Genomic DNA, 23,296 nt, shown 5'->3' with positions numbered 1-23,296 from the left:
TTATGCAGTTGTAAACGATAGGAGACCTCATGGCTAACCACTACGACACTGGCTATAAAGAACTCTTCAGTTACCCTGAGTTTGTCCAACAGCTCATTGAAGGCTTTACACCCCCAGGCATTGCCGAGCTGATGGATTTCAAAACGTTGCAGCTACATAGCGGCAATTACATTACCCCGCTGTTTGAAGAAAAATTTGAAGACTTGGTCTGGTCAGTGCAAGTAAATTGGCAGGGCGCTACCCAAGAAGTCTATCTTTACCTGCTGCTCGAGTTTCAATCCACAATCGATCACACCATGCCGATTCGGCTCATGCACTACGTCGCCTGCTTCTACGATCACTTATTAAAAAATAGCGCCACCACCGCCAGTCAAGGGCTTCCGCCGGTGTTTCCCATCGTGCTGTATAATGGCTCGCGACGCTGGCAGGCCAAACAAGATATTTACGACATGGTGCAGCCCGAGCCTCCTGCTTTCTTACAGTCCTACCAGCCACATTTACGCTATTATTTAATCGACGAAGGCGCCTACACTGATGAGGAACTCGCTCAGCGTCATAGTGCTCTAAGCGGTGTATTCGAAATTGAAAAGGCATCACTTGACCACACTTCACTCCAGCTGGCAGTAGATAGGATCGTCAGCATTATCAAGAACGATCCAAATAAGGAGAGAATTGACAAGATCCTGACTCGCTGGCTAAAACGCCACCTGCAGCGGCTGAGTACCAATATCAACCTGGATCAGTTACATAGCTTAGTGGAGGACAGAGATATGTTGGCAGAAAACTTAGAAAACTGGCGCCAAAAAGAACGGCAGGAAGGGCGGCAAGAGGGACGGCAAGAGGGACGTTTGGAAGAAGCCCGCGATATGGTACGCACACAACTCACCTTTAAATTTGGTGAGATGCCCGAGTGGGTGGAAACGGCACTTGCACAAGCCGACCATGATCAGTTGAAGGACTGGATGCGAGAGGTGTTATTCGCCACTAGCCTGGACGATATGTTTAAGCGCTGATAGCCATGAAAAAAGAGCACCCCGACGCAGACGGTGGCTCTAATACTGCCCTCCTTGATCCATCGCAGGGCCGAAGCAAATGGGACATGCCCTTTAGCTTGCCTTCACCCTATTGCGTGAAGAGGAGTGACCTGAGCGCGTGGACGCTGTGACGCTTGCCATAGCTCATACTTGAGCTGCATTTCCAGCCACATTTCGGCGCTGGTACCCAATGCCTGCTCAAGCCTCAGTGCCATGTCGGCAGAAATACCGGCATTACCGTTCAGAATCCGCAATAGCGCAGTACGCGTCATGCCAGTGGATAGGCAGGCTCACGAAACTCCGCCGCTTTGGCGTTGCTCCGCGTCGGCGATGATCGCATCAACCTTGGTCATAAGGCATTCCTTGGCCCGGGTTGTCGATGCTGCTCTGAACTTTGGCCTTGAGCCAACGATCATAGCTATCGGCTTGTTCCTGCGTCTCGAATTCCGAAACGATAGGATCTAGCTGGGTATTCATGATCATCTCTCCTCGGTTACCTGTACAGTTTAATCGATACTCCCTATTTTGACATCTTCCTCTGAAGCTCCCACCTCCGCGCCAATCGACTGCTCGTCAGTCGTTTGCCCAGCAGTCAACAGCTTACCGCTCTCTAGCCGCACCAATCGATCTGCGAGGTGGAAATAGCGGTCATCGTGGGTGATGACCAGCACCGCTTTACCCATGCGTTTTAGCTCGGGCAACACCTCGCAGTAAAACACCTCTTTGAATAACGGATCCTGATCCGCCGCCCACTCGTCAAACACCAAGAAGGGCCGATCCTCAAGGTAGGACACCACCAGCGCCAGACGCTTACGCTGGCCCTGGGAGAGTGCTTGGGTGGTGAACGCACCGTTTTCAACCCGCACCTTGTGCTGCAGGTGCAACTTGGCCAGCAGGCGATTACCCTCCTCGTCCAGGCCATCACGCGGTGCCTCTAACAGGCGCTCAAAGAGATGGAAGTCTGAGAACACCACCGAGAAGAGCTGCCGGTAGGCATCCCAGCCATCCGCTTCGACCCGCTCTCCATTGAGCAATACCTCGCCACCTTCCGGCGGGTAAAGCCCCACCACTACTTTGGCCAGCGTGGTCTTACCGCTACCGTTGCCCCCCACCAGAAACACCACTTCCCCCGGCGTAAAGCTCAGATTAATCGGCCCCAACTCAAAGAAGTCATCGCTCTGCTCGTGGTAGTACTGATGGGTGACATCGCGCAACTCAAGACGCTGCAAAGCAGGCACCTGAGGTGACGCTTGCCTCTTCTGCCCCTGGGGCATCTCTCGTGTAATGTCATCAATTCGACTAGCAGCTACCCGCGCCATATTGATCCGCGGGATATTGATCAGCAAGCCTTCAAGGGGGGTCACCATAAATACAAACACCAGGGCAAAACCGGTCATTACCTGGGTTTGATTAGGCCCATCGCCCGCCAACACAAACAGCACCAGACCGATAAAGGCGTACATCAGGAACTGCCCCCAACTGGTCGAGATCACGAACAGCGACATGCCATAGGTGCGCAGCCGCCGCACGCCTTCAACCGACTCCCCCAGTATCTGATCCATAAAGACCCGGCTCTTGCGCTGGTGTAGGCGTAGCTCTTTTGCACCATCGGTCAGCGCGCGGAAATGACCAAACAATCGATCCTGCTCTGACGAGGCATCCTGGAGGTAGTGAATAGCGCGTAAGTGCACCAGATGGTAGCCGACAGCGCCCAGCCCAATCACCCCCAGTGCAAACAAAAACACCTGCCATGAAAGCATTGCCAGATAGCCCAAGCACCCCACCACGATGACCGTATTGGTCAAAATCACCGGCAAGCTAACGAACAGTACCGCCACGTTGTTGCTGTGCTCGGTGAGCGCCGACTGGATCCGTGCACTGCCCACACGCTCGAACCGAGCAAAGGGGGTCTCGGCCACGCACTGGGCGACAAAACTGCGTAACTCGGCCAGAGCACGCTGCCCCAGCCGCTCAAACAGCGCCGTCGACACCATCCGACAGACCATTAGGGCCACAGCAATCCCCGCGAAGCCCCAAGCCGCATTGGCACGGCTGGCGGCATCGCTGTTTAACGCCGCATTGATTTGGGCAATCAGCAGCACGCTGAAAAGCCCCGAGAAAATACTGGCCAGCGCAGCGGCGGTCATCAACCCGCGGGTTCGACGAATCAGATAGGAAAGCACATTCACCTCATTGGAAAGCGATTGGAAAAAAGCTATTGGAAAGCGGCATCTACCCATAAGACGAACCAGCGCCACAAAAAGTTAGCCATCTTTTATGTAAACATGCCTCATTCTCATTCGTCTTTAGGTAGAGAAGTCAGTACGCCGCCCCTCGGTGGGGGTGATTTTTTATTGCTGTTTTTTGATTCTTTTTTTCGATAGGAGCTTAGCGGTGTCCAGTTCTGTCCAGGCACAACCACAGGTACACGTACCCTCTGAAAGCTACGCGGTGGCCCCGCTGCTCTCACGCCCAGAGGGGTGCACCTATCAAGTTTCCTATGAGGTAACCACGCAGACACTTTATGTGGAAGGACATCAAGAGCGTCTTGAGTGGTTGCTAGTAGACGATAACAGCACCTTGATGCTGCAGTGGTCACAGCGTTCAGCACCACCTTTCCCGGCATTGCTTGCCGCTATCGAAGGGGCTTTTGCCTTTTACCCGGCCAGTGTTGCGCTACGCCTTCAGCTACCTAGTGTTTTGCACGCCAACCTGTGTGCCGCCGGCATCGCGGTTCAAGAAAGCCATGGGGAGCTCTGGGTCTATGCCGAGTTAATTTGGCAGTTACCCACACTTTGGCTTAACTCGCCACCCACGCGCCCTTACCCGCAGCAGCCCATATTGGAGAATGGAAAACGACACCCACGCCGCCCGCCGCGCCCCAGTGGCACGGTCTATCAGCGTCATATTGCCTGGCTGGATGCCACCTTAAGCTTTCGAGTGCTTGACCTGGAACTTGATCTGGAGCGCTTCAACCGCTGGATGAACGACCCGGTCGTCGCCCATTTCTGGGAAGAGCGGGGTGATTTGGAACAGCATCGCGAGCGGCTAGAAAGCACGCTCCAGAACCCCAGCGTTGTGCCATTGATCGGCTGTATCGACGGTGAGCCCTTCGGTTATTTCGAGACCTACTGGGCCAAGGAGGATCGCATCGGCGCTTATTACGATGCCGGTGACTTTGATCGCGGCTGGCACGTACTGATCGGCGAAGCCGCTTTTTGCGGGCGGCCCTATGTCGCTGCCTGGATGCCCTCCATCTCGCACTACCTGTTTCTGGATGATTGCCGCACCCAACGCCTAGTGATTGAGCCCCGCGTGGATAACACCAAGATGCTGCGCAACCTTGCCCAGTGCGGTTATGCCCATGTTAAGGCGTTCGATTTCCCCCATAAGCGGGCCATGCTCAGCATGCAGCTACGCGAACACTTTTTTAACGAGCGCAGTTGGATTCTGCTGCCTCCGCACCCTGGGTCAGCGCCACGACCCGACCCACGCTTCACCCCATAAACACGTCAGCCACGAGGACTCTTATGCATATTCACGACTTGATCGGCATCGGCTTCGGCCCCTCCAACATTGCCCTGGCCATTGCGCTCGACGAACAGCGCCAGGCAGGGCAAGCACGGGATGCCTTGTTTATTGAGCGTCAACCCTGCTTTGCCTGGCACCCGCATATGCTGCTGGAAAACGCCCATATGCAGATCTCTTTTCTCAAAGATCTGGTCACGCCGCGTAACCCAGGGAGTCGTTTCAGCTTTCTCAATTACCTCCACAGCAAAGGCCGCCTGCAGGACTTTATCAACCTGCAGACCTTCTTCCCCAGCCGCCATGAGTTCAATGACTACCTAAGCTGGACGGCCAGCCACTTTGAACACCAGTGCACCTATGGAGAGGATGTGTTTGAAGTACTGCCCGAAACGGATAACGACGAGATCGCCTACCTCCGTGTTCGTTCACGAGATGAAAGTGGCGCGGTGCAGGAAAGACTCACCCGCTCACTGGTGATCAGCGTGGGCGGCGCGCCCAATGTGCCTGAATGCTTCGCCGGGCTAAAAGACGACCCGCGGGTCTTCCACTCCAGCCACTATCTGAGAGAGCTGGCGAAGCAAGATGCCCCCAAACGCATCGCCGTTATCGGTGCGGGCCAGAGCGCCGCTGAGATATTCCTGGATCTGCACGGCCGCGAAGGCATTCAGGTGGATCTTATTAGCCGGGCATGGGCCTTTAAACCCTCGGACGATAGCCCTTTTGTTAACGAAATCTTCAACCCCGAATACACCGACTACGTGTTCAACAACCCCACTGGCCAGCGGGAAGCGCTGCTACAGGAGTACAAAAGCACTAACTACTCAGCCCCTGACTTGGCGCTGATTCAGGAAATTTACGATGTGTTCTACCAGCAAAAAGTAACCGGCCAGGCCCGCCACCGCTTCCTCCGCCGCCATGAGGTGATCGGCAGCCAAGCAGGCCCTGAAGGCGTTGAGCTAAATGTGCATGATTTGGAGAGCGGCCATACAGAGTCCACCCGCTACGACGCAGTGGTATTAGCCACCGGCTATGTACGCGATACCCATAAACAGCTGCTGGCCCCCGCTGCGGACTACCTGCCTGATTTTGCCGTCAATCGCCACTATCAGCTCTACACCAAGCCTGAGTTCAAACCGGCTATTTTCCTGCAAGGCAGTTGCGAACCCACCCATGGTTTAAGCGACACCCTCCTGTCGATTTTGGCAGCAAGGACAAGTGAGATTTGTGATGCACTAGATCAGACAACTGCCTTATATGCCCCTTCTCCCTGTAAGCAGGAGGTTACTATTTCCTAGTTTTCATCAACTCTCTTTCATAAATCATACCAGTGGTCAGGCCACTTCTTGACCACTGGGCATCGCAACTAGATGCTGTTCTTGAATACCGTTTCGGTTGAAGCACAGGCACTAAGTCAGCATGACTGATGAGCCTTAAAACTAACATCTACTATTCGAAAACATGGATAAAACATGTCTAAACTCAAACTAGCTTATATCCTGTCACTGAGAAATGCTGCAGCCGATAAAGCGGGGCAACACATTGAGTATAAGGGGGAAAAGCAGTACATGATGTCACCCCTTGAACACCTAGTAACATTTCTCAATGAGACTCCGCTAGGCGATGCCTACTCTCTGGAAACAGTGATTTATGATGACGATGAAGGCTCAATAAAAGACCAAGAGAAACTCAAAGACTATGGTTTCTGTCGTCATCCTGGAAAGCCATGGATATTGCCACAAGAACTCTTTGTGAAGGGACGCCACATTGACGACCTATTTTGCTCTATACCATCCACTTACCGACGCTTACCAACCGACTCGCCCGATAGACTCCCTGCGAAATCGACTTTTGAAAAAAGCTTGCTAGAAAAGTTAGTGGCCGTAGGAGCAGATGTCGTCGTTCTTGACGGACTATTAGTCATTCTAGACGAACTCATCCGCCCCCAGAGTCCTTTTTATCGCAAGATCGTCAATATCCATCCCGGTATTACGCGCCCAGACTCCCCCTATCAAAGACGGGGTGCCTCGGCAACACTTGATGCACTGTACGGGGCTCAAGGAAAAAAAGTTATCAATTGGCAGACAATGGAGACCGAAAGCGTTCCTGCTATCAACAAGACTGGCGCCTCACTCCATTATGTAGACAGTGGAATTGATTCTGGCGAAGTCATCTACGACCTATTGGAAACTCATATCGAACCAGATGACTCCATCATTGAATTACGGTGGCGAAACTTCAATAAAAGCCTCTTTCCTACGCTTCACGAAGGGTTGGAAGCTCTAAAAAACGATATCACGGCTTCCTCAATATGCTGAATTAATTGAATAGCCGCAGCACTGAATCAGGCTTCGACACTTCGTGTTCCCATACCTGTGAGCGCGAAGTCATCGCACCATAATCTGAAGCCAATCCTCAATTTTTGGTTTGAATTCAGGGTTACCCTCTCCCGGATACTCACACGAAGTTGACATCAAGATACAGATACTCATAATACAAACAATAACAATTAACATTTACAAAAAATCCAAATGAATCTAATGCAAGGAGAACATTCGTGAACCAACCTTCTTTCCGCAAACGGTGGCTAACCACAGCTATTGCTGTTGCTGCCTGTAGTGCCCCGACGGCCGTGCTTGCTCAGGATGCTGAACAACGCGCCTCGTCAGGTAGTGGATCTTCTACCGAGCTACCTACACTGCAAGTGACAGAAAGTCGTATCTATGAAGAAGCCACAGGGCCAGTAGAGGGCTATGTAGCAACGCGCACCGCCACCGGCACAAAAACTGACACTCCCATTAATGAGGTGCCACAATCGATATCTGTGATTACCCGTGACGAGGTCGAAGCTCGGGGCGCACAATCAATCGGTGATGTCTTGAGCTATACGGCCGGTGTAGAAGGCCACGCTAATGGGCTGGATCCTCGACGTGATGTCATTTCCATACGCGGTTTTGGTGGAACAGAATACTTCTATCGTGATGGTTTAAGGCTCACAGGGTTTAGTAATCAGGGGAAAGTCGTCTCTGAACCTTATGGGCTAGAAAGAATAGAGGTACTTAGAGGCCCCGCGTCAGTTCTTTATGGGCAAGGCGGCCCTGGTGGGATAGTCAACTTAGTCAGCAAAAAACCCACAGAAACGCCTCAAGGCGAAGTGCGTGTGTCTGCTGGTAGCCACGATCATCATCAAGTCAATACTGATGTTAGTGGTTATCTGGATGAACAAGGAGAGCTTAAATATCGCTTCGCAGGACTTCTAAGAGAGGCGAACGCGGAGATTGACTACATGCAGAACGACCGCACTTATCTCGCCCCTAGTTTTTCTTGGACACCAAACGATAGAACGTCCCTTACGCTGCTAGCTGAGTATAAAAATATTGATACAATTGGCTCGTATATAGCGCTTCCCAGACTTGGGACATTAGACAACAACCCCAACAACGGTAAAATCCCCCGTTCACGGTATGTCGGTGAACCTGATACTGACAACTTCGAACAAGACTATTTTTCAGTGGCGAGCTTATTCGAACATAAGCTCAACGATACAGTAACCATTCGACAAAATACTCGTTATCGGGAACTAGAAACAGACATTACAAATACCTATGCTGGTCAAATAATGGACGACCTCCGAACGGTTCCACGCTTTGGCTTAGGTCGTAATGAAAAAATTGATGCAATTACAACTGATAACCAACTACAATTTGATATCGACACTCAAGGAGTTGACCATAAAATATTAGTTGGCGTAGACTGGCAAAGAGCCAATAACGACCTTACTTACTACTCAGTCCAAGGCTTTACACCGTTAGATATTTTTGATCCTGTTTATGGAACTAGCAGTCCAACGCAGGCGGTTTCAGCTAGAGCTTCACAAGAACTTGAGCAAACTGGTCTTTATATTCAGGATCAAATAAAAATGGATGATCGCTGGGCTCTGACGCTAGCTGGTCGCCATGACTGGAGCAGTCAAACTAATCGTGATCGGATCGAAAATACTGAAAACAAAGCGTCTGACAGCGAATTTACTTATAGAGCAGGGCTCGCTTACACCGCAGATAATGGCCTAACGCCCTATATTGGTTACTCTACATCATTCTTGCCAGTCGTAGGTCAAGGTGCTGATGGCACAACTTTTGAGCCAGAAACAGCACAGCAATATGAGACTGGTATCAAATACCTCTCTAATGATGGAAATCTTTCGATTACAGGATCCATTTTTGACCTTACACGCCAGAATGTTACAACGGCTGATTTAGACAACCCTGGTTTTAACCAGCAAACAGGCGAATGGCGCTCCAGGGGCCTTGAGCTAGAGGCAAGAGCAAGTTTGCCCGTCGGTTTAGACCTAGTCGCCAGCTACACCTACTTGGATCTCGAAGTAACGGAAAGCAATGGGGATGATCTAGGCAAGAGACCAATTGATCAGCCTGAGAACATGGCAAACTTATGGGCTAATTACAACTTCAGCAGTGGTATATTTAACGGCTTAGGCCTTGGCGCTGGCGTGCGCTATATAGGCTCTAGTTACTACGATAGCGCTAATGAAAACTCACTTCCATCTACGACACTGTTTGACACATCAGTGAGTTATGACTTTTCAAAAGTCGATGCTAGCTTTGAAGGTTGGCATGCACAGGTCAATGCAAATAATGTTACCGATAAGGAGTATATAAGTAACTGTGGCTACTTTGGCGATTCATGCAAATATGGTGTAGGAAGAAATGTAATAGGAACAATATCCTACGATTGGTAGAACGAAGCCCCGAAAGTTAGCTTTCGGGGCTTTTCAGTTAATATTCTGGATTTCAATAAGACCATGGCAAATAAAATTTTATTAATATCCATTTTTTCTCTTTTCTCAAACTACGCGATAAGTTCTGAAGGACTGTCAATTGTCACATCTGACTGGGCTGCTGCTGAAACTCTTAGCATGTTAGGAGTTGCACCTATAGCTATTGCCCAGCTTCGAAACTATCAGGGTTGGACTGGTAACGAAGTTATAGAAAAGAAAGATGGCATTGACGTAGGTTTAAAAGCCATGCCAAACATGGAACTAATTTCAAACTATGAGCCAGACTTCTTGCTAGGTGAAAACCCAATCTTGCTACAGCATGTCTCAAAATTAGCGCCTACTATTGACACTTCACTTTACCCTTTTGAGCATGATCCATGGGAGTCAATTGTTGATTTTACTTTTGAGATTGCGGAACAACTTAATCTTCTTGCAGAAGCTGAAATTGTAACCGCACAAGCAAGCCAACAGTTAGCCATCCTGAGAGATCAAATAAAAAACAAAGAAACACCTGTTATTATTGCTCAATTCAGAGATGATCGCCATGCTTGGGTTTACGGAAAAAACAATATATTGCATGGCGTTATTGGTCAGTTAGGATTAACCAACGGGTGGGAGCCATCAGCAAGTGCCACAGGTCTTTCAGTTGTAACTATTGATGTGTTAGCTAGAGTAGAAGGTCATTTATTTATTATAGAAAGTCCTGCTTACAAAGAGTGGGTCCGTGAGCGCTTAGAAAGCAGTGACATCTGGCAAACACTGATTAGCCAACGGGAAGGTAAAATCAGTTACATCCCTGGCGATTTTTGGGTTTTTGGCGCACTGCCTTCCGCCCTCCGTTTCGCCGAGTCTTTGACAGAAGCACTGGAAAATCAGCAAGAGTGAGGTGGGACGAATCCTTAATTCTTCCCAGCCATACGACTGGGAAGAATTTCACATTATAGAAATAGCTATCATATCAGTAGCTTATCAGCCATATAAATATCCCGAGAGTTATCTACCTTCTGCAGCATTTCCACTATTTTTAATAGCAAGGTTTTTCCTGTAATGATAGAGAAATGATCATCGGATGTTTCGGTCGAGTACCTCGGTGGCTGTCCCAGCTGATGTGCTAGCGCCTGTTTCTGTTCCTGCAGTCGTCCATCCGCCCACCAACAATCCACCGCACAATACAGTTTTGGCAAGGCATCAACCTGTAATGAAAGGTACTTCAAGCGCCGAGCCACGCAGAATATCCGAGCGAGTTGTTCACTACCCATGGCAGCATAACCCTCACGACCATGTTCATCGTATGACGACATCAATTTCTCTAATTTAAAGGCGAGCACTTCCTCTCTTGGCTCTTGTGAGTCCTCATCTAAACCGTCGAGTACATCAAGCGAAACACCTGGCAGTATTACCGATGCAAAGCCAGCAAATTCTTTCTGCCAACTATCTTCACTATGCAGCCCGCTTCCAGGGATATAGGGATCTATCAAAGCTAACTGGGTTACGTCTTGGCCTTGCCTTTCAAGCCTAGCCGCAACCATCGCTGCCAATGACCCGCCAAGAGACCACCCCAGCAGTCGATAAGGACCCAGTGGTTGTATTCTACGTATCACCTCAACATAGGCATCCGCCATTGCATCAAGGGAGGTATCTTGATGCTCCGGATCGGCCAACATTCGGCACGGCAGGCCGTAAACAGTGCATATCCCTTGCAAGCGGCGGGCCAACGGCTGGTAGTCGAAAATTGTCCCCATAACGGCATGGATGCAGAATAGAGGCGGCTGATGACGACACTCACCATTGAGCATGACAGCCCCTTTGGGCAGTATCTCAGTATGATTTCTCACTCCCAGTAAATCGGCTATGGTCGGTTTCTGCATCAGATCGAACAATTTGAAGTTAAGCCTAGGTTCCTGCAGAGCTTGCACATGGCTCATCACTTGTAGACTTAGTAGGGAGTCACCACCTAACTCGAAGAAGTTATCGGTCTCGCCGACACGCTCAACACCCAGCACTTTTTGCCATATCTCGGCAAGCTGTAGGGCTTCTGGCGTAGAGGGTGTCACATACTCGCATTTTTCCTCAAAATTAGGTTCAGGCAGTGCTTTGCGGTCTACCTTGCCATTGGCATTCAACGGCAGTGCCTCGAGCATGACCACGACGCCCGGCACCATGTAGTCCGGCAGCCGCTGCCCTAGCGCTTCACGTAGTGAATTAGTGTCGAGTCCACTGTCGGCCTGGGGAACCACATAAGCGACTAGCCTCGAGCTACTAGGACTTTCCTGTGCAACCACTACCGCTTCGCGAACCGCTGGCTGAGCGAGCAGTTCGGCTTCGATCTCGCCAAGCTCGATNTCCGGCAGCCGCTGCCCTAGCGCTTCACGTAGTGAATTAGTGTCGAGTTCACTGTCGGCCTGGGGAACCACATAAGCGACTAGCCTCGAGCTACTAGGACTTTCCTGTGCAACCACTACCGCTTCGCGAACCGCTGGCTGAGCGAGCAGTTCGGCTTCGATCTCGCCAAGCTCGATACGTAGGCCACGGATCTTCACCTGGTGATCCAAGCGGCCCAGGTACTCGAGTTGCCCATCCTCCCGCCAGCGTACTAGGTCACCGGTGCGGTAGAGGCGTTCGCCCTCTGTGAACGGATCGGCGATAAAGCGCTCCGCAGTGAGATCACTACGATTGAGATAGCCACGGGCCAGACTTACCCCGCCCAGGTACAGCTCTCCCGCAACACCCTGTGGTACCAGGTTGAGTTCACCATCCAAGACGTAGGTGCGGGTACCGCTAATGGGTCGCCCAATAGGTATCTGGCGCTGAGCGTCATCACGGCACCACCAGTGAGTAACATGAATGGTAGTTTCGGTGGGGCCATAGAGATCATGTAGGTTGGCAACATCAAGGCACTCTGCCACATCTTGCTGCAGCGCCGCTGGAACGGCCTCTCCACCGCACATAATATGCTTTAGACGAGTTTTGGCTTTAACATCAGGGTAGGCCAGGAAAGCCTTTAACATTGAAGGCACAAAATTGATCGTGGTGACCCCGTGCCGCTGGATCAGCTCAATGATGCGCTCAGGATCCCGATGATCGCCTGGCTGAGCAACTACTAGGCGAACCCCAACACTCAGCGGCCAGAAAATTTCCCATACAGAGACATCAAAGCCGAACGGCGCCTTGTGCACTCAACAGTTGCTGTTCGTTTTTTCCTAGCAGGCTAATCTCACTTAGTGATTGTTGAGATGCAGCTTGCAGGCTTGCCACGATACCGGCCACGGCCGAACGCATGTAATCACACAGTCGCTGCGCACCAATCGTGCGACTCACCTGCCCCACCAGTCGGAAGCCTTCTCCCAGATCATCTACCGACATCCCAATGGGGTAGTTAGTACGCTCCTGCCCCCCCAGAGACTCCATGCCTTCCCATACATTGGTGGGCCTACTTTCTGTCTGGGGTGCGCCATACCGATAATTCAGCAAACTCGTGAATAATGGCATTCCCCCGGGCAACCCACTGCAGCGCTGCGCTAGCCCGAGGCTGGCATGCTCGTGGTGCAACAACGCACTAAGGGCGCTGTGAGTCTGCCGCAAGCACTTATCAACGGTTTGAGCCCCCGTTTTGATGCGCACAGGCAAGGTGTTGATAAACATTCCCAGTGCCCGCTCAGCCCCTTCAGTGCCCTGCATACGGCCGAACAAAACGGTGCCAAATACCACGTCGTCCCGCCCGGTGGTTTTGCTTAGCACCAACGCCCAGGCCAAGTGGAACAGGCTTGCCGTGCTGACACCATGGCGCTGCGCCTGCTGCCGCACCTGTTGAGCCAATTCCGGCTCTAGCGGCAACTGCATTTCCTCAATATCACTGCCATCGCCGCGCACCTCCAGCAGCCCGAAGGGCGCTGTCGGTTCCTCTATGTCGCCCAATCGCTCGCGGAAGAAGGCTTCATGCTCATCTGAGCTTACCCCTAACCGTGCCTGTGCTACGAAGTTGCGGAATGGAATCGGCTTGGGCAGTTCGTCCTCGCGACCTTGCTGAATCAGGGCAATTTCTTCCACCAGTCGCTCGAGGGTGGTGTGATCCATGACGAGGTGGTGGCTAGGTAACTGTAGCAACCAGCGTCCCTGCTCAGCATCGTATGCAGCCAGCGCCCGGATCATTGGTGCTTGGCGCACATCGAGGCGATGGTGTTCAGGGTCCACTTCGGCATTCAGCCGTTCAGCAACGCTTTGTGATGGGACATCATCCACGGTTAGCCACTCGAGGGCTAATTCAGCATGCCGGTATACCACCTGCACCGGCTCACGCAGGTTTTCCCAAAGCACGGCAGTGCGCAGGATATCGTGGCGGGCAACCAGCTGGTTAAAATCGGCAGTAAAGGCTTCCAGCCGTTCGCGGCTGTCGAAGCCCAGCAGCCGAGGCGTCACATAGGCATCGCCCTCTTCCTGTAGCCGATGGTGGAAGAGAATGCCCTCCTGCAGTGGTGCCAGCGGGTAGATATCCTGAATATTGTTACCACCGCCGGGCACTGCCGCTTCGATGGCACTGATCTCTTCGGCATTGAGCTCAATCAAAGGCAGCATCTCGGGCTGGATTGCCGAGCAACCATCTGGAATGCGGTTGGGCGGGATGATGATCTCCTGCCGTTCTGATGTCTGCGTCAATACCTGGGCAAAGGATGCCAGTTCCGGGGATTGGAACAGCGTGCGTACCTGAGCCGGTAGACCCCGATGCCGCATTTTCTCCAACACCTTCAGAGCCAATAATGAATGGCCCCCCAGCTCGAAGAAGTTGTCACGGCGACCCACCTGGTCGACGCCAAGCACTTCAGCCCAGATTTCCGCCAGCGCTTCTTCTACTTCGCCCTGGGGTGGCTCATAGTGCGCGCCACTGGCCAAATCCGGCTCAGGCAACGCCTTGCGGTCTACTTTGCCGTTGGCATTCAGCGGCAGTGCCTCGAGCATGACCACGACGCCCGGCACCATGTAGTCCGGCAGCCGCTGCCCTAGCGCTTCACGTAGTGAATTAGTGTCGAGTTCACTGTCGGCCTGGGGAACCACATAAGCGACTAGCCTCGAGCTACTAGGACTTTCCTGTGCAACCACTACCGCTTCGCGAACCGCTGGCTGAGCGAGCAGTTCGGCTTCGATCTCGCCAAGCTCGATGCACCGTATCGCCAGCCGTTAGGCTATAGGCCTCCTGCATCCACTGTAAGCGATTAATCAGAGCGCGGTGGCAGTTGGCCGCACCCTTGGGGCGCCCCGTGGATCCCGAGGTGTAAATCACATAGGCAAGATGCTCGCCATGCAGGGCCACTTCAGGGTTGGTTGACGAATAATGCGTCACATCCAGTTGATCCAGTTCGATGACACTCAGGCCTTCAGTCAACGGCAGTGCTTCACGCAAGTATTGCTGGGTAAGCAGCAGTTCAATGCTACTGTCCTCGACCATATAGGCCAGTCGCTCGGCGGGGTAATCCGGATCCAGTGGCACATAAGAACCACCCGCCTTGAGAATCGCGAGTAGCCCCACCACCATCTCGATGGAGCGTTCCATGGCAATGCCCACTCGGGTGTCGGGGCGCACTCCCAGGCCAATTAGATAGTGCGCTAGATGATTAGCGTGGGTATTAAGTTCAGCGTAGCTGAGCGACTGATCAGCAAATACAAGCGCCGTGGTTTCAGGGGTTGCCGCAGTTTGGCGCTCGATCAGATGATGGGCTGGAGAAGTGTCAGAATACTGTTGTGTATCCTCTCCCCAATCTCTCAACAGCTGCTGCTCGTCCGTTCTGAGGAGACTGGTCTCATTTAATGGTTGTTGAGGCACCGCTTGCAGATTTTCCACGATGCCAGTTACGGCCGCGCTCAGGTAGTCACACAGCCTCTGCGCGCCGATCATACGGCTAACCTGCCCCACCAGCTGGAAGCCGTAACCTAGGTCATCCACCGACATTGTGATTGGGTAATTGGTACGCTCCTGATCACCTAGCAACTCCATGCCTTCCAAGGCATGGAGGGGGGATCCCTCTTGATAAGGCGAACTATAACGGTAGTTCAACAAACTCGAGAACAGCGGTATTCCCCCGAGCAATCCACTACAGCGCTGTGCTAAACCCAGGCTGGCATGCTCATGATGCATTAGCTCAGATAGAGCATCGTGGACTTGGCGCAGGCATTTATCGGCACCTTGCCCCCCCACCTTGATGCGCACTGGTAGTGTATTGATAAACATGCCCAGCGCCCGTTCAGCGCCTTCAATGCCCTGCATGCGCCCAAACAGCACAGTGCCAAATACCACATCGTCCTTACCAGTGGTTTTGTTTAGCACCAGCGCCCAGGCGAGGTGGAACAGACTAGCCGTACTGACACCATAGCGCCGCGCCTGTTGCCGAACCTGCTGGGCCAATTCAGGCTCTAGCGGTAGTCGCACTTCTTCGATATCACGGCCATCTCCAAGTGCCTCAAGTATCCCGAACGGTGCCGTAGGTTCTTCCACATCACCCAACCGATCACGGAAAAAGACCTCATGTTCTTCTGGGCTAATTCCCAATCTGGCCTGGGCGACAAAGTTTCGGAATGGAAGCGGCTTGGGTAATGCCTCCTCACGCCCTTGCTGGATAAGAGCCACCTCTTTCATGAGTAGCTCTAGTGTGGTGTGATCCATCACTAAGTGATGGCTAAGTAGTTGCAATAGCCAGCGCTCATTTTCAGCATCGTAAGCGGCCACCGCTCGTAGCATAGGCGCCCGACGGACATCGAGCCTCAAATGATCAGGATCCACCTGGGTGTATAACCATCCGGCAACATAATCCTTGGCTTCATCCGTTATAGTCGGCCATTCGACCTCTATTCCAGCATGTTTGTGTACCACCTGAACCGGCTGACGGAGCCCATCCCACAGCACTGCGGTACGCAGAATGTCATGGCGGGCAATTAGCTGGTTAAAACCGGCAATGAATGCTTCCAGTCGCTCTCGGCTATCAAAACCGAGAAGATAAAGAAGGACATAAGTATCTCCCCTTTTCTGCAGCCGGTGATGGAAGAGAATCCCCTCCTGCAATGGTGCCAGTGGATAGATATCCTGAATATTACTCGCACCGCCGGGCACTGCCGATTCGACCTCACGAAGCTCTTCGGCATTGAGCTCGATTAGCGTCAACATCTCAGGCTGGAGAGCCTGGCAATCGTTGGGAATCCGGTTAGGCGGGATAATGAATTCCTGCTGCTCTGGCTTCTGTGCAATCGTCTGGGCAAAGGCTGTCAGTTCCGGGTGTTGGAACAGCGTGCGTACCTGTGCCGTCAGTCCCCGATGCCGCATTTGCTCCAATACCTTTAGAGCCAATATCGAATGGCCACCCAGCTCAAAGAAGTTGTCGTGTCGACCCACTTGCTCGACGCCAAGTATCTCTGACCAGATCTCTGCCAGCGCTTCTTCCACTTCGCCTTGAGGCGACTCGTACTGCGAGCCACTGGCCAAATCCGGTTCAGGCAGGGCCTTGCGGTCTACCTTACCGTTGGCATTCAACGGCAGTGCCTCGAGCAAGACCAGAACTCCCGGCACCATGTAATCCGGTAGCTTTTCGCCCAGCGCTTCACGTAGTGAGTTGGTGTCGAGTTCACTATCGGTTTGGGGCACCACATAAGCGACTAGCCTCGAACCACCGGGGCCTTCTTGAGCAACCACTACTGACTCGCGAACCCCCGGCTGAGCTGATAGCTCGGCTTCGATCTCACCCAGTTCGATACGCAGGCCGCGGATCTTCACCTGGTGATCAAGGCGGCCCAGGTACTCAAGCTGACCATCTTCCCGCCAGCGCACCAGGTCACCGGTGCGATAGAGGNTCCGGCAGCCGCTGCCCTAGCGCTTCACGTAGTGAATTAGTGTCGAGTTCACTGTCGGCCTGGGGAACCACATAAGCGACTAGCCTCGAGCTACTAGGACTTTCCTGTGCAACCACTACCGCTTCGCGAACCGCTGGCTGAGCGAGCAGTTCGGCTTCGATCTCGCCAAGCTCGATACGTAGGCCACGGATCTTCACCTGGTGATCCAAGCGGCCCAGGTACTCGAGCTGGCCATCTTCCCGCCAGTGCACCAGATCGCCCGTACGGTAGAGACGCTCGCCCGGCACAAATGGATCAGCGACAAAACGTTCTGAGGTAAGGTCTGGGCGGTGCAGGTAGCCCCGTGCTAAGCCCACGCCACCGAGATAGAGTTCACCCGCGACGCCAGACGACGCCAAGTTAAGATCGCCATCCAGTACGTAGGTACGGATACCAGCGATCGGTTGGCCGATAGCTACCTGGTTGCGCCCATCGTCTCGGCAAGTCCAGTGGGTAACATCAATGGCTGCTTCGGTGGGGCCATAGAGGTTGTAGAGCGCCGTGCGAGGCAACCTAGCAAAGACTTGGTTCTGCAGTTCAGCCGGAAGCGCCTCACCGCTACAGATCAGACGCGTCAGGCTGGTGCAGGTCTCGACCTCGCCATGCGCCAAGAAGGCCTGCAGCATTGAAGGTACGAAATGTAGCGTGGTGATCCCATGGGTACGGATCAATTCGACTAGTTGGGCTGGCTCGCGGTGAGCGCTTGGTGGCGCCACCACCAGTTGGGCGCCCTGCATTAGCGGCCAGAAGAATTCCCACACCGAGACGTCGAAGCTGAAGGGCGTTTTTTGCAGCACCGCATCGTCGGTTGTTAGGCCATAGGCCTCCTGCATCCACTGTAGGCGGTTGGTCAACGCGTGATGGCGATTGGCTGCGCCCTTGGGCCGCCCGGTGGAGCCCGAGGTGTATATCACATAAGCAAGATGTTCACCGTGCAGGGCCACACTCGGATTAGTCGGCGCATGGTGAGCGACATCCAGCCGTTCCAACTCAATGACGCTCAGGCTCTCAGCCACCGGCAACGTATCGCGTAGATGCTGCTGGGTAAGCAGCAACTCGATACCGCTGTCCTCAACCATATAGGCTAGCCGCTCGGCGGGGTAATCCGGATCCAGCGGCACATAGGCGCCCCCCGCCTTGAGAATCGCCAACAGCCCCACCACCATCTCGATGGAGCGTTCCATAGCGATGCCTACTCGAGTCTCGGGCTGTACGCCCAAGCCAATCAAGTAGTGGGCCAAACGATTGGCACGGGTATTAAGTTCAGCGTAGCTGAGTCGTTGGCCTGCGAAGACAAGGGCTATAGACTTGGGAGTCGCTGCTACCTGTTCCTCAATTAGATACTGGATTGGAGAAGTATCGGGGTACTGCTGAGTATTCTCTCCCCACCCAGTCAACTCCCGTTTCTCACTAGCTCCGAGAATATCAAGCTCTCCCAGGCAACTATTGTAATGCTCGCAAAGCGTCGTCAAGACCTGCTGGTAGCGCTTGAGCAGCTTTTCAGCAGTCCCCTGTTCGAAGAGATCGGTACGATACTCCAGATCGCATTGAACGCCTTCCTTTCCGATCACACAATTGAGGGAAAGCTCAAATTTAGTCGTGCCATTTTCTGACCTCATCGGCTCAGCAATGACGCCATCAAATTCCAGTTGCTCGGCGTCGCCATCCATCTGTACGCCAAACATAACTTGAAACAGTGGATTGCGCGACGGATCGCGCTGCTCACTACGAGCTCCCAATAGTATCTCTAGGGGCAAATCCGCATGATTCATCAATCCGAGCGCATCTTTCCTAACCTGCTGGACGATGTCGCGAAGCGTCATAGCTGGCGATAAGTTGGCACGAAATACTTGGGTCGAAACAAAGTAGCCCATCAGGTCTTGCAACTCATCAAACGGTCGGCCAGCATGCGGTACGCCAACAGCGAACTCCATCTGATCGCTGTAGCGCGCCAGTAGAACTTGCCATGCCGCTAATAGGATCATGAAGGGCGTGCATTTTTCTTTCCGGCAGAGTTGTCGCAACGCATCAGCAAGGTCAGCAGGCAGAGCTATAGAAGAACGAGCACCTGAAAACCTCTGCACCCCAGGGCGCTTATAGTCAGTGGGTAGCTCAATGTCGGGTACTTGGTCACCCAGATAACTATTCCAATACGCTAAACTTTTCTCAAACTCACCACGCTCATATCTCTCGCGTTGCCAGGCTGCATAGTCTGTATATTGGATATTCAGTTCTGGTAGAAAAACCTCTTCCTGGGATGCCGCTGCCAAGCGGTAAGCTGTTGCCAAATCCTTGGCGAGAATAGGGTTTGACCACGCATCGGAAACGATGTGATGCATACACACCGCCAGCACTTGCTCTTGCTCACCCACTTTTATCCATCTCGCCACCAATGCCGGTGATACGGTAAGGTCAAAAACATGACCTGTGACCTCACTGATGGATGCAGTCAGCCGGTGTTCTCGTTCAGATGGCGTTAGCACCGATAAGTCTTCGCACTGAAGGGCGAACCTCACATTGGGGGCAACGACTTGCATCGGTTCCCCGTCTTGTTCGACGAAACAGGTTCGCAGCACGGCATGTCGTGCAATGACAGCCTGAAAAGCTCGCTCCAGTGCCTCAGGATTCACGCTCCCCTTCAGACGAAAGACCCGAGGTAGGTTATAGGCACTCAACCCTGGCTCCATATTCTGCAGTAGCCATAACTGATGCTGAGAGAAAGAGAGGGGAACGTGCTCTCCTACCTGGGTGCTCGCGACGATGCTCTCTTGGTGCCGTTCACTCTGATTAGCGGCTAGAGATTCCTGACTCATACCATTCATTGCTGAATCCTTAACTAGAGGCTGTTATTCGATTGACAAGGAAGGATGCGTCTCTTCCTGTATCCCGTATTCACTCTCGCGTAGAGCGGCTCCCAGCTCGGCGACGGTGGGATGATCGAATACCACGCCGGGGGCTATCTCGATGCCGAACTGCTTACGGATGCGGGCCACCAGTTTGATCACCAGCAAGGAGTGCCCGCCAAGCTCGAAGAAGTCGTCATCAATGCCTACCTCATCGCGGCCCAGCAGCTCAGCCATGGCTTGACACAGGTTGGCTTCCACGGCATCCCGGGGCTTCACCAAGGCTTTTCTTTCCGCGGTTTTTTGGGCCAAGGCTTCCAGCGCGGAGGTGTCTACCTTGCCGTTACCTAGGCGGGGGATATGCTCAACAGGGATAAAACGAGAAGGACGCATGGGTTCAGGCAGTAGCACAGTCAGCTGCTCGCGAAGCTGGGTCTGGCCCTCAGCAGACATCGCCTCGGAGTCTCCGATTAAAAACGCTACGAGTTCCTGGGTATCAGCCCCCCGTCCCATCAGGCGAACCAGGCTCTGCTTAACCCCTGGCAGTGCTTGCAACACGCTTTCGATTTCCGCTGGTTCAATACGAAAGCCGCGCAGTTTGATCTGATCGTCGGCTCGCCCGATAAGACGTACGCCCCCCTCGGGCAGTACACACGCCAGATCGCCAGTGCGATAGAGCCGTTCGGCGACAATAAAGGGATCTTCGACAAACGCGGAAGCATCGCTATTGAGATACCCCCGCGCCAGTTGAGCGCCGCCCAGATACAGCTCACCCATGGCACCGGTGGGGGTCGCGTGCAAGTTATCGTCAAGCACGCGATAGCGGCAATTCGGTAGCAACTGGGTTAGCGGCAGCGGGCCTTGAATATCTTGCGACAGCGATACCGGGTGCACCATAACGCCCACCGTGGCTTCTGTAGGGCCATAGTGGTTGTATAGCTGGCACTCGGGCGAGATCCGCGCAATGTTCGAGAGTAAGGCAGGTGAAGCTGCCTCGCCGCCTAGAATCAGCGTTTTCGGCAACTGGGGCGCCTCGCACTCCAGCAGGGCTTCCAGGTGAGACGGCACTATCTTGAGCGCATCGATATTGGTCGACGACATAAAGCGCGCAAAGTGGTCGCCATCCTGTATATCGTCAGGTGCGACAATCACCAGGCGGGCACCATTGAACAAGGCGCCGAACAGTGCCGTATTGCCCAGGTCAGTAGCCAGCGACCCGGTTAATGCCCAGCGCTGGCATGCCGATAGCCCCATAGCCTTTGTGGCACCGGCTACGTAATTGAGCAGTTGACCATGCTCAATTACCACGCCTTTGGGCGTGCCTGTGGAGCCAGAAGTATAGAGAAGGTAAGCCACGTCGCTGAGGCCAGGCTCTGGAAACGACAATGCGCTACCACCCGACTCTTCGATTCCTCTTGGCAGCCCTACGCTGCGGATACCGGGAAGGGCCAGTGCTGCGAGCTCCGCCTCGGAGTTTTCAGCGCTAACTACCAGCGCAGGCTGGGCATCCTCAAGCACTCTCAGTTGGCGGGCAACGGGCCACTCTGGGTCAAGCGGCAGGTAGGCGGCACCTACACGCCATACTGCCAGTAGCAGCACGACCAAATCGGTGGAACGGGGCAAGTTGAGCGCTACATAATCTCCATGTTTGACGCCCTGGTTATCCAACCACCGCGCGATACCATTAATGCGGGCTTCTAATTGGGCGTAGCTCAGCGTGCGGCCCTGCTCCTCAATGGCAATGGCATCTGGCGTCGAAGCAGCCCAAGCGGCGATATGGGTAGCTACGCTACGCTCGCCCACGTCGAGCTCCCTGTCCTCAATCGACTGTAATCCCTGCTGTTGCTCAGGGGAGATAAGCGGCACCGAAAATAGCTTTTGCGCAGGGTCAGCTAGGCCCGCCTGAAGCAGCGTCTGGAACTGATCCAGCAAGCACTCAGCCGCCGCTCGGCTATAGCATGATGGGTCGGTGTAGAGCGTTGCCACTGCCCCGCTCTCATTGCGGCCAACGTGCAAGGCAAGTTCAAATTCTGCCGATGGCCCTGGCAATTCTCGCAAGCGCCACTGCAAACCCGACGTATCTAACTCACTCACTCCTTCTGAAAATGCGAACCCCATTGCGAGGTGGCGCTTATCAGGCAGCGCATCAATTGACCAATACTCTTGAGCCTGGGTATGCGACTCTAGCTGCTCTGCTAAACAGGCAATCCAGCTAGAGAAATCGCTATCAGCAACACCTTCAATCAGCACCGGCAGTACCTTGTCGAAGAGCCCGATCGCCCCTTGCATTACCTCGTAATCCTGACGGCAGTCATGTTGCCAGCCACCTAGCACACTCTCATTGCCACTAATCCTGACGAGCAACGCCCACCAAGCCGCCTGCAGCACTGCCTCTGCGGGTACTTGAAGCTCGTCTGCCAGGCTATCGATACGCGCCACTAGATCCGCTTCAAGCTGACAGGCCACATATTCATGTTCTGCCCGCACATCATGGCGATTCGCTTGCCTGGCAGGTAAGCGGCATGCGCCTGCCTGCTGGGCATGCTGCTGGTGCCGTTGCCAATACTCACGCCCCTCTTCGGCGTCATCGTCGTTTTCGAGCGAAGCGCGCCACTCGATAAACTGGGAATACTGTAGCGCCGACTCATCATCGGCTCCCCCGCTCTGACCGTAAGCCTCCACCAACGCTGAAAATAGCGACTGCAAACTGCCGCGATCCGCCACCAACGCCGAAACAGCCAGCACTAATACCCAAGTTGTTTCGCCAGTTCTCAGCAGCGCTGGACGCAGTAGTTCGCCACTCTCGATAGCCATGGGTCGGTGCTTGAGTGACTCGCGATAGTCATTAAGAAAGTCGTTGAGAGCGCTGTCGAGCAGCGATTGCTTATCATCGCTGCCGCGTAAGTCTTCATTTCGCCACTCGACAGCAGGCAGGTTTTCAAGCGCTTGGTGACGCAGCCCGCGATACCCCGCCACGCTTTTCAGAGCCGTAGACAGGGCTTCATGCTGTTGTCTAAGGTCGCCCAGTGCTTGCTCCAGCCGCAAGCTATCAAGTGCCCCTTGAATATCGACCACCATGACATTCGCCTGCGCCGGTGCTCCCTGCTGGGTATCACCTTCATTAGCTTCTGCCGCCACCAACACTGCGCGCTGTTCAGGGCTAAGCGGCCAATGGGCAAGGCTCTGCTGTTCCGTTATCGCATTCATTTATTGACTCCCAAACCCCGTGA

General features: G+C 53.4%; 15 protein-coding genes. 6 read left to right on the top strand and 9 right to left on the bottom strand.

The window, feature by feature from the left end; all coding sequences use genetic code 11:
- Positions 1-29 precede the first annotated feature (29 nt).
- A complete protein-coding gene (locus tag YERSI8AC_RS05100) occupies positions 30-1,013 on the top strand; it encodes an Rpn family recombination-promoting nuclease/putative transposase (RefSeq protein ID WP_159176236.1) in 984 nt (327 codons plus the stop codon).
- Between the two features lie 104 nt (positions 1,014-1,117).
- On the opposite strand, the gene YERSI8AC_RS05095 is transcribed toward YERSI8AC_RS05100, so the two are convergent.
- The 3 genes from YERSI8AC_RS05095 to YERSI8AC_RS05085 all read right to left on the bottom strand — a co-directional run bounded on the left by YERSI8AC_RS05095 (position 1,118) and on the right by YERSI8AC_RS05085 (position 3,217).
- Positions 1,118-1,306: a HigA family addiction module antitoxin gene (locus tag YERSI8AC_RS05095; protein WP_236557249.1), complete on the bottom strand. Its 189-nt coding sequence runs from the start codon at positions 1,304-1,306 to the stop codon at positions 1,118-1,120.
- A 67-nt stretch (positions 1,307-1,373) separates the two neighbouring features.
- The gene (gene relB / locus YERSI8AC_RS05090) at positions 1,374-1,511 is read right to left on the bottom strand and encodes a type II toxin-antitoxin system RelB family antitoxin (protein ID WP_236557248.1); all 138 of its coding nucleotides are present in this window, start codon (positions 1,509-1,511) and stop codon (positions 1,374-1,376) included.
- A gap of 29 nt (positions 1,512-1,540) precedes the next feature.
- Positions 1,541-3,217, bottom strand: a complete 1,677-nt coding sequence (locus YERSI8AC_RS05085; RefSeq protein ID WP_236557247.1) for a cyclic peptide export ABC transporter — start codon at positions 3,215-3,217, stop codon at positions 1,541-1,543.
- Between the two features lie 211 nt (positions 3,218-3,428).
- Between YERSI8AC_RS05085 and YERSI8AC_RS05080 the strand changes: the two genes are divergently transcribed.
- The 5 genes from YERSI8AC_RS05080 (at position 3,429) to YERSI8AC_RS05060 (ending at position 10,239) form a co-directional block, all read left to right on the top strand.
- The gene (locus YERSI8AC_RS05080) at positions 3,429-4,541 is read left to right on the top strand and encodes a GNAT family N-acetyltransferase (RefSeq protein WP_236557246.1); all 1,113 of its coding nucleotides are present in this window, start codon (positions 3,429-3,431) and stop codon (positions 4,539-4,541) included.
- A gap of 23 nt (positions 4,542-4,564) precedes the next feature.
- Positions 4,565-5,857: a lysine N(6)-hydroxylase/L-ornithine N(5)-oxygenase family protein gene (locus YERSI8AC_RS05075; protein WP_159176234.1), complete on the top strand. Its 1,293-nt coding sequence runs from the start codon at positions 4,565-4,567 to the stop codon at positions 5,855-5,857.
- Between the two features lie 174 nt (positions 5,858-6,031).
- Positions 6,032-6,877, top strand: coding sequence for a formyltransferase family protein (locus tag YERSI8AC_RS05070; protein WP_159176233.1), 846 nt, complete (start codon positions 6,032-6,034; stop codon positions 6,875-6,877).
- Between the two features lie 239 nt (positions 6,878-7,116).
- A complete protein-coding gene (locus YERSI8AC_RS05065) occupies positions 7,117-9,315 on the top strand; it encodes a TonB-dependent siderophore receptor (protein WP_159176232.1) in 2,199 nt (732 codons plus the stop codon).
- Positions 9,316-9,378: 63 nt separating this feature from the next.
- On the top strand, positions 9,379-10,239 hold the full coding sequence (locus tag YERSI8AC_RS05060; protein WP_159176231.1) for an ABC transporter substrate-binding protein: 861 nt from the start codon (positions 9,379-9,381) through the stop codon (positions 10,237-10,239).
- Between the two features lie 68 nt (positions 10,240-10,307).
- On the opposite strand, the gene YERSI8AC_RS05055 is transcribed toward YERSI8AC_RS05060, so the two are convergent.
- The 6 genes from YERSI8AC_RS05055 to YERSI8AC_RS05030 form a co-directional block, all read right to left on the bottom strand.
- On the bottom strand, positions 10,308-11,681 hold the full coding sequence (locus YERSI8AC_RS05055; protein WP_442907328.1) for a thioesterase domain-containing protein: 1,374 nt from the start codon (positions 11,679-11,681) through the stop codon (positions 10,308-10,310).
- A 16-nt stretch (positions 11,682-11,697) separates the two neighbouring features.
- The coding region (locus YERSI8AC_RS05050) for an amino acid adenylation domain-containing protein (RefSeq protein ID WP_236557245.1) at positions 11,698-12,530 on the bottom strand (833 nt) is incomplete at its 3' end.
- Positions 12,505-14,448, bottom strand: coding sequence for a condensation domain-containing protein (locus YERSI8AC_RS05045; protein ID WP_236579231.1), 1,944 nt, complete (start codon positions 14,446-14,448; stop codon positions 12,505-12,507). The genes YERSI8AC_RS05050 and YERSI8AC_RS05045, both read right to left, overlap by 26 nt.
- Complete coding sequence (locus YERSI8AC_RS05040; protein ID WP_268898627.1) at positions 14,426-17,107, bottom strand: condensation domain-containing protein; 2,682 nt, start codon at positions 17,105-17,107, stop codon at positions 14,426-14,428. The genes YERSI8AC_RS05045 and YERSI8AC_RS05040 overlap by 23 nt, the downstream gene beginning before the upstream one ends.
- Positions 17,108-17,184: 77 nt before the next feature.
- A partial coding sequence (locus tag YERSI8AC_RS05035; RefSeq protein WP_422822667.1) for an amino acid adenylation domain-containing protein occupies positions 17,185-20,036 on the bottom strand: 2,852 nt, incomplete at its 3' end.
- Positions 20,037-20,069: 33 nt separating this feature from the next.
- Entirely contained in the window at positions 20,070-23,273 is a 3,204-nt protein-coding gene (locus YERSI8AC_RS05030) for a non-ribosomal peptide synthetase (RefSeq protein ID WP_159176229.1), read from the bottom strand.
- Positions 23,274-23,296: the final 23 nt, after the last annotated feature.

It is taken from the genome of Halomonas sp. 113 (assembly GCF_904067645.1).
GTDB classification, from domain to species: Bacteria; Pseudomonadota; Gammaproteobacteria; order Pseudomonadales; family Halomonadaceae; genus Vreelandella; species Vreelandella titanicae.
Note: the sequence above shows the minus strand (reverse complement) of the source record. Positions and strands in the feature narration are given on the sequence as shown.

Excerpts from the sequence above, each read along its gene's own strand:
- YERSI8AC_RS05100 (WP_159176236.1), top strand. The coding sequence starts at position 30 with ATGGCTAACCACTACGACACTGGCTATAAAGAACTCTTCAGTTACCCT.
- YERSI8AC_RS05095 (WP_236557249.1), bottom strand. The coding sequence starts at position 1,306 with ATGACGCGTACTGCGCTATTGCGGATTCTGAACGGTAATGCCGGTATT.
- relB (WP_236557248.1), bottom strand. The coding sequence starts at position 1,511 with ATGAATACCCAGCTAGATCCTATCGTTTCGGAATTCGAGACGCAGGAA.
- YERSI8AC_RS05075 (WP_159176234.1), top strand. The coding sequence starts at position 4,565 with ATGCATATTCACGACTTGATCGGCATCGGCTTCGGCCCCTCCAACATT.
- YERSI8AC_RS05070 (WP_159176233.1), top strand. The coding sequence starts at position 6,032 with ATGTCTAAACTCAAACTAGCTTATATCCTGTCACTGAGAAATGCTGCA.
- YERSI8AC_RS05060 (WP_159176231.1), top strand. The coding sequence starts at position 9,379 with ATGGCAAATAAAATTTTATTAATATCCATTTTTTCTCTTTTCTCAAAC.
- YERSI8AC_RS05030 (WP_159176229.1), bottom strand. The coding sequence starts at position 23,273 with ATGAATGCGATAACGGAACAGCAGAGCCTTGCCCATTGGCCGCTTAGC.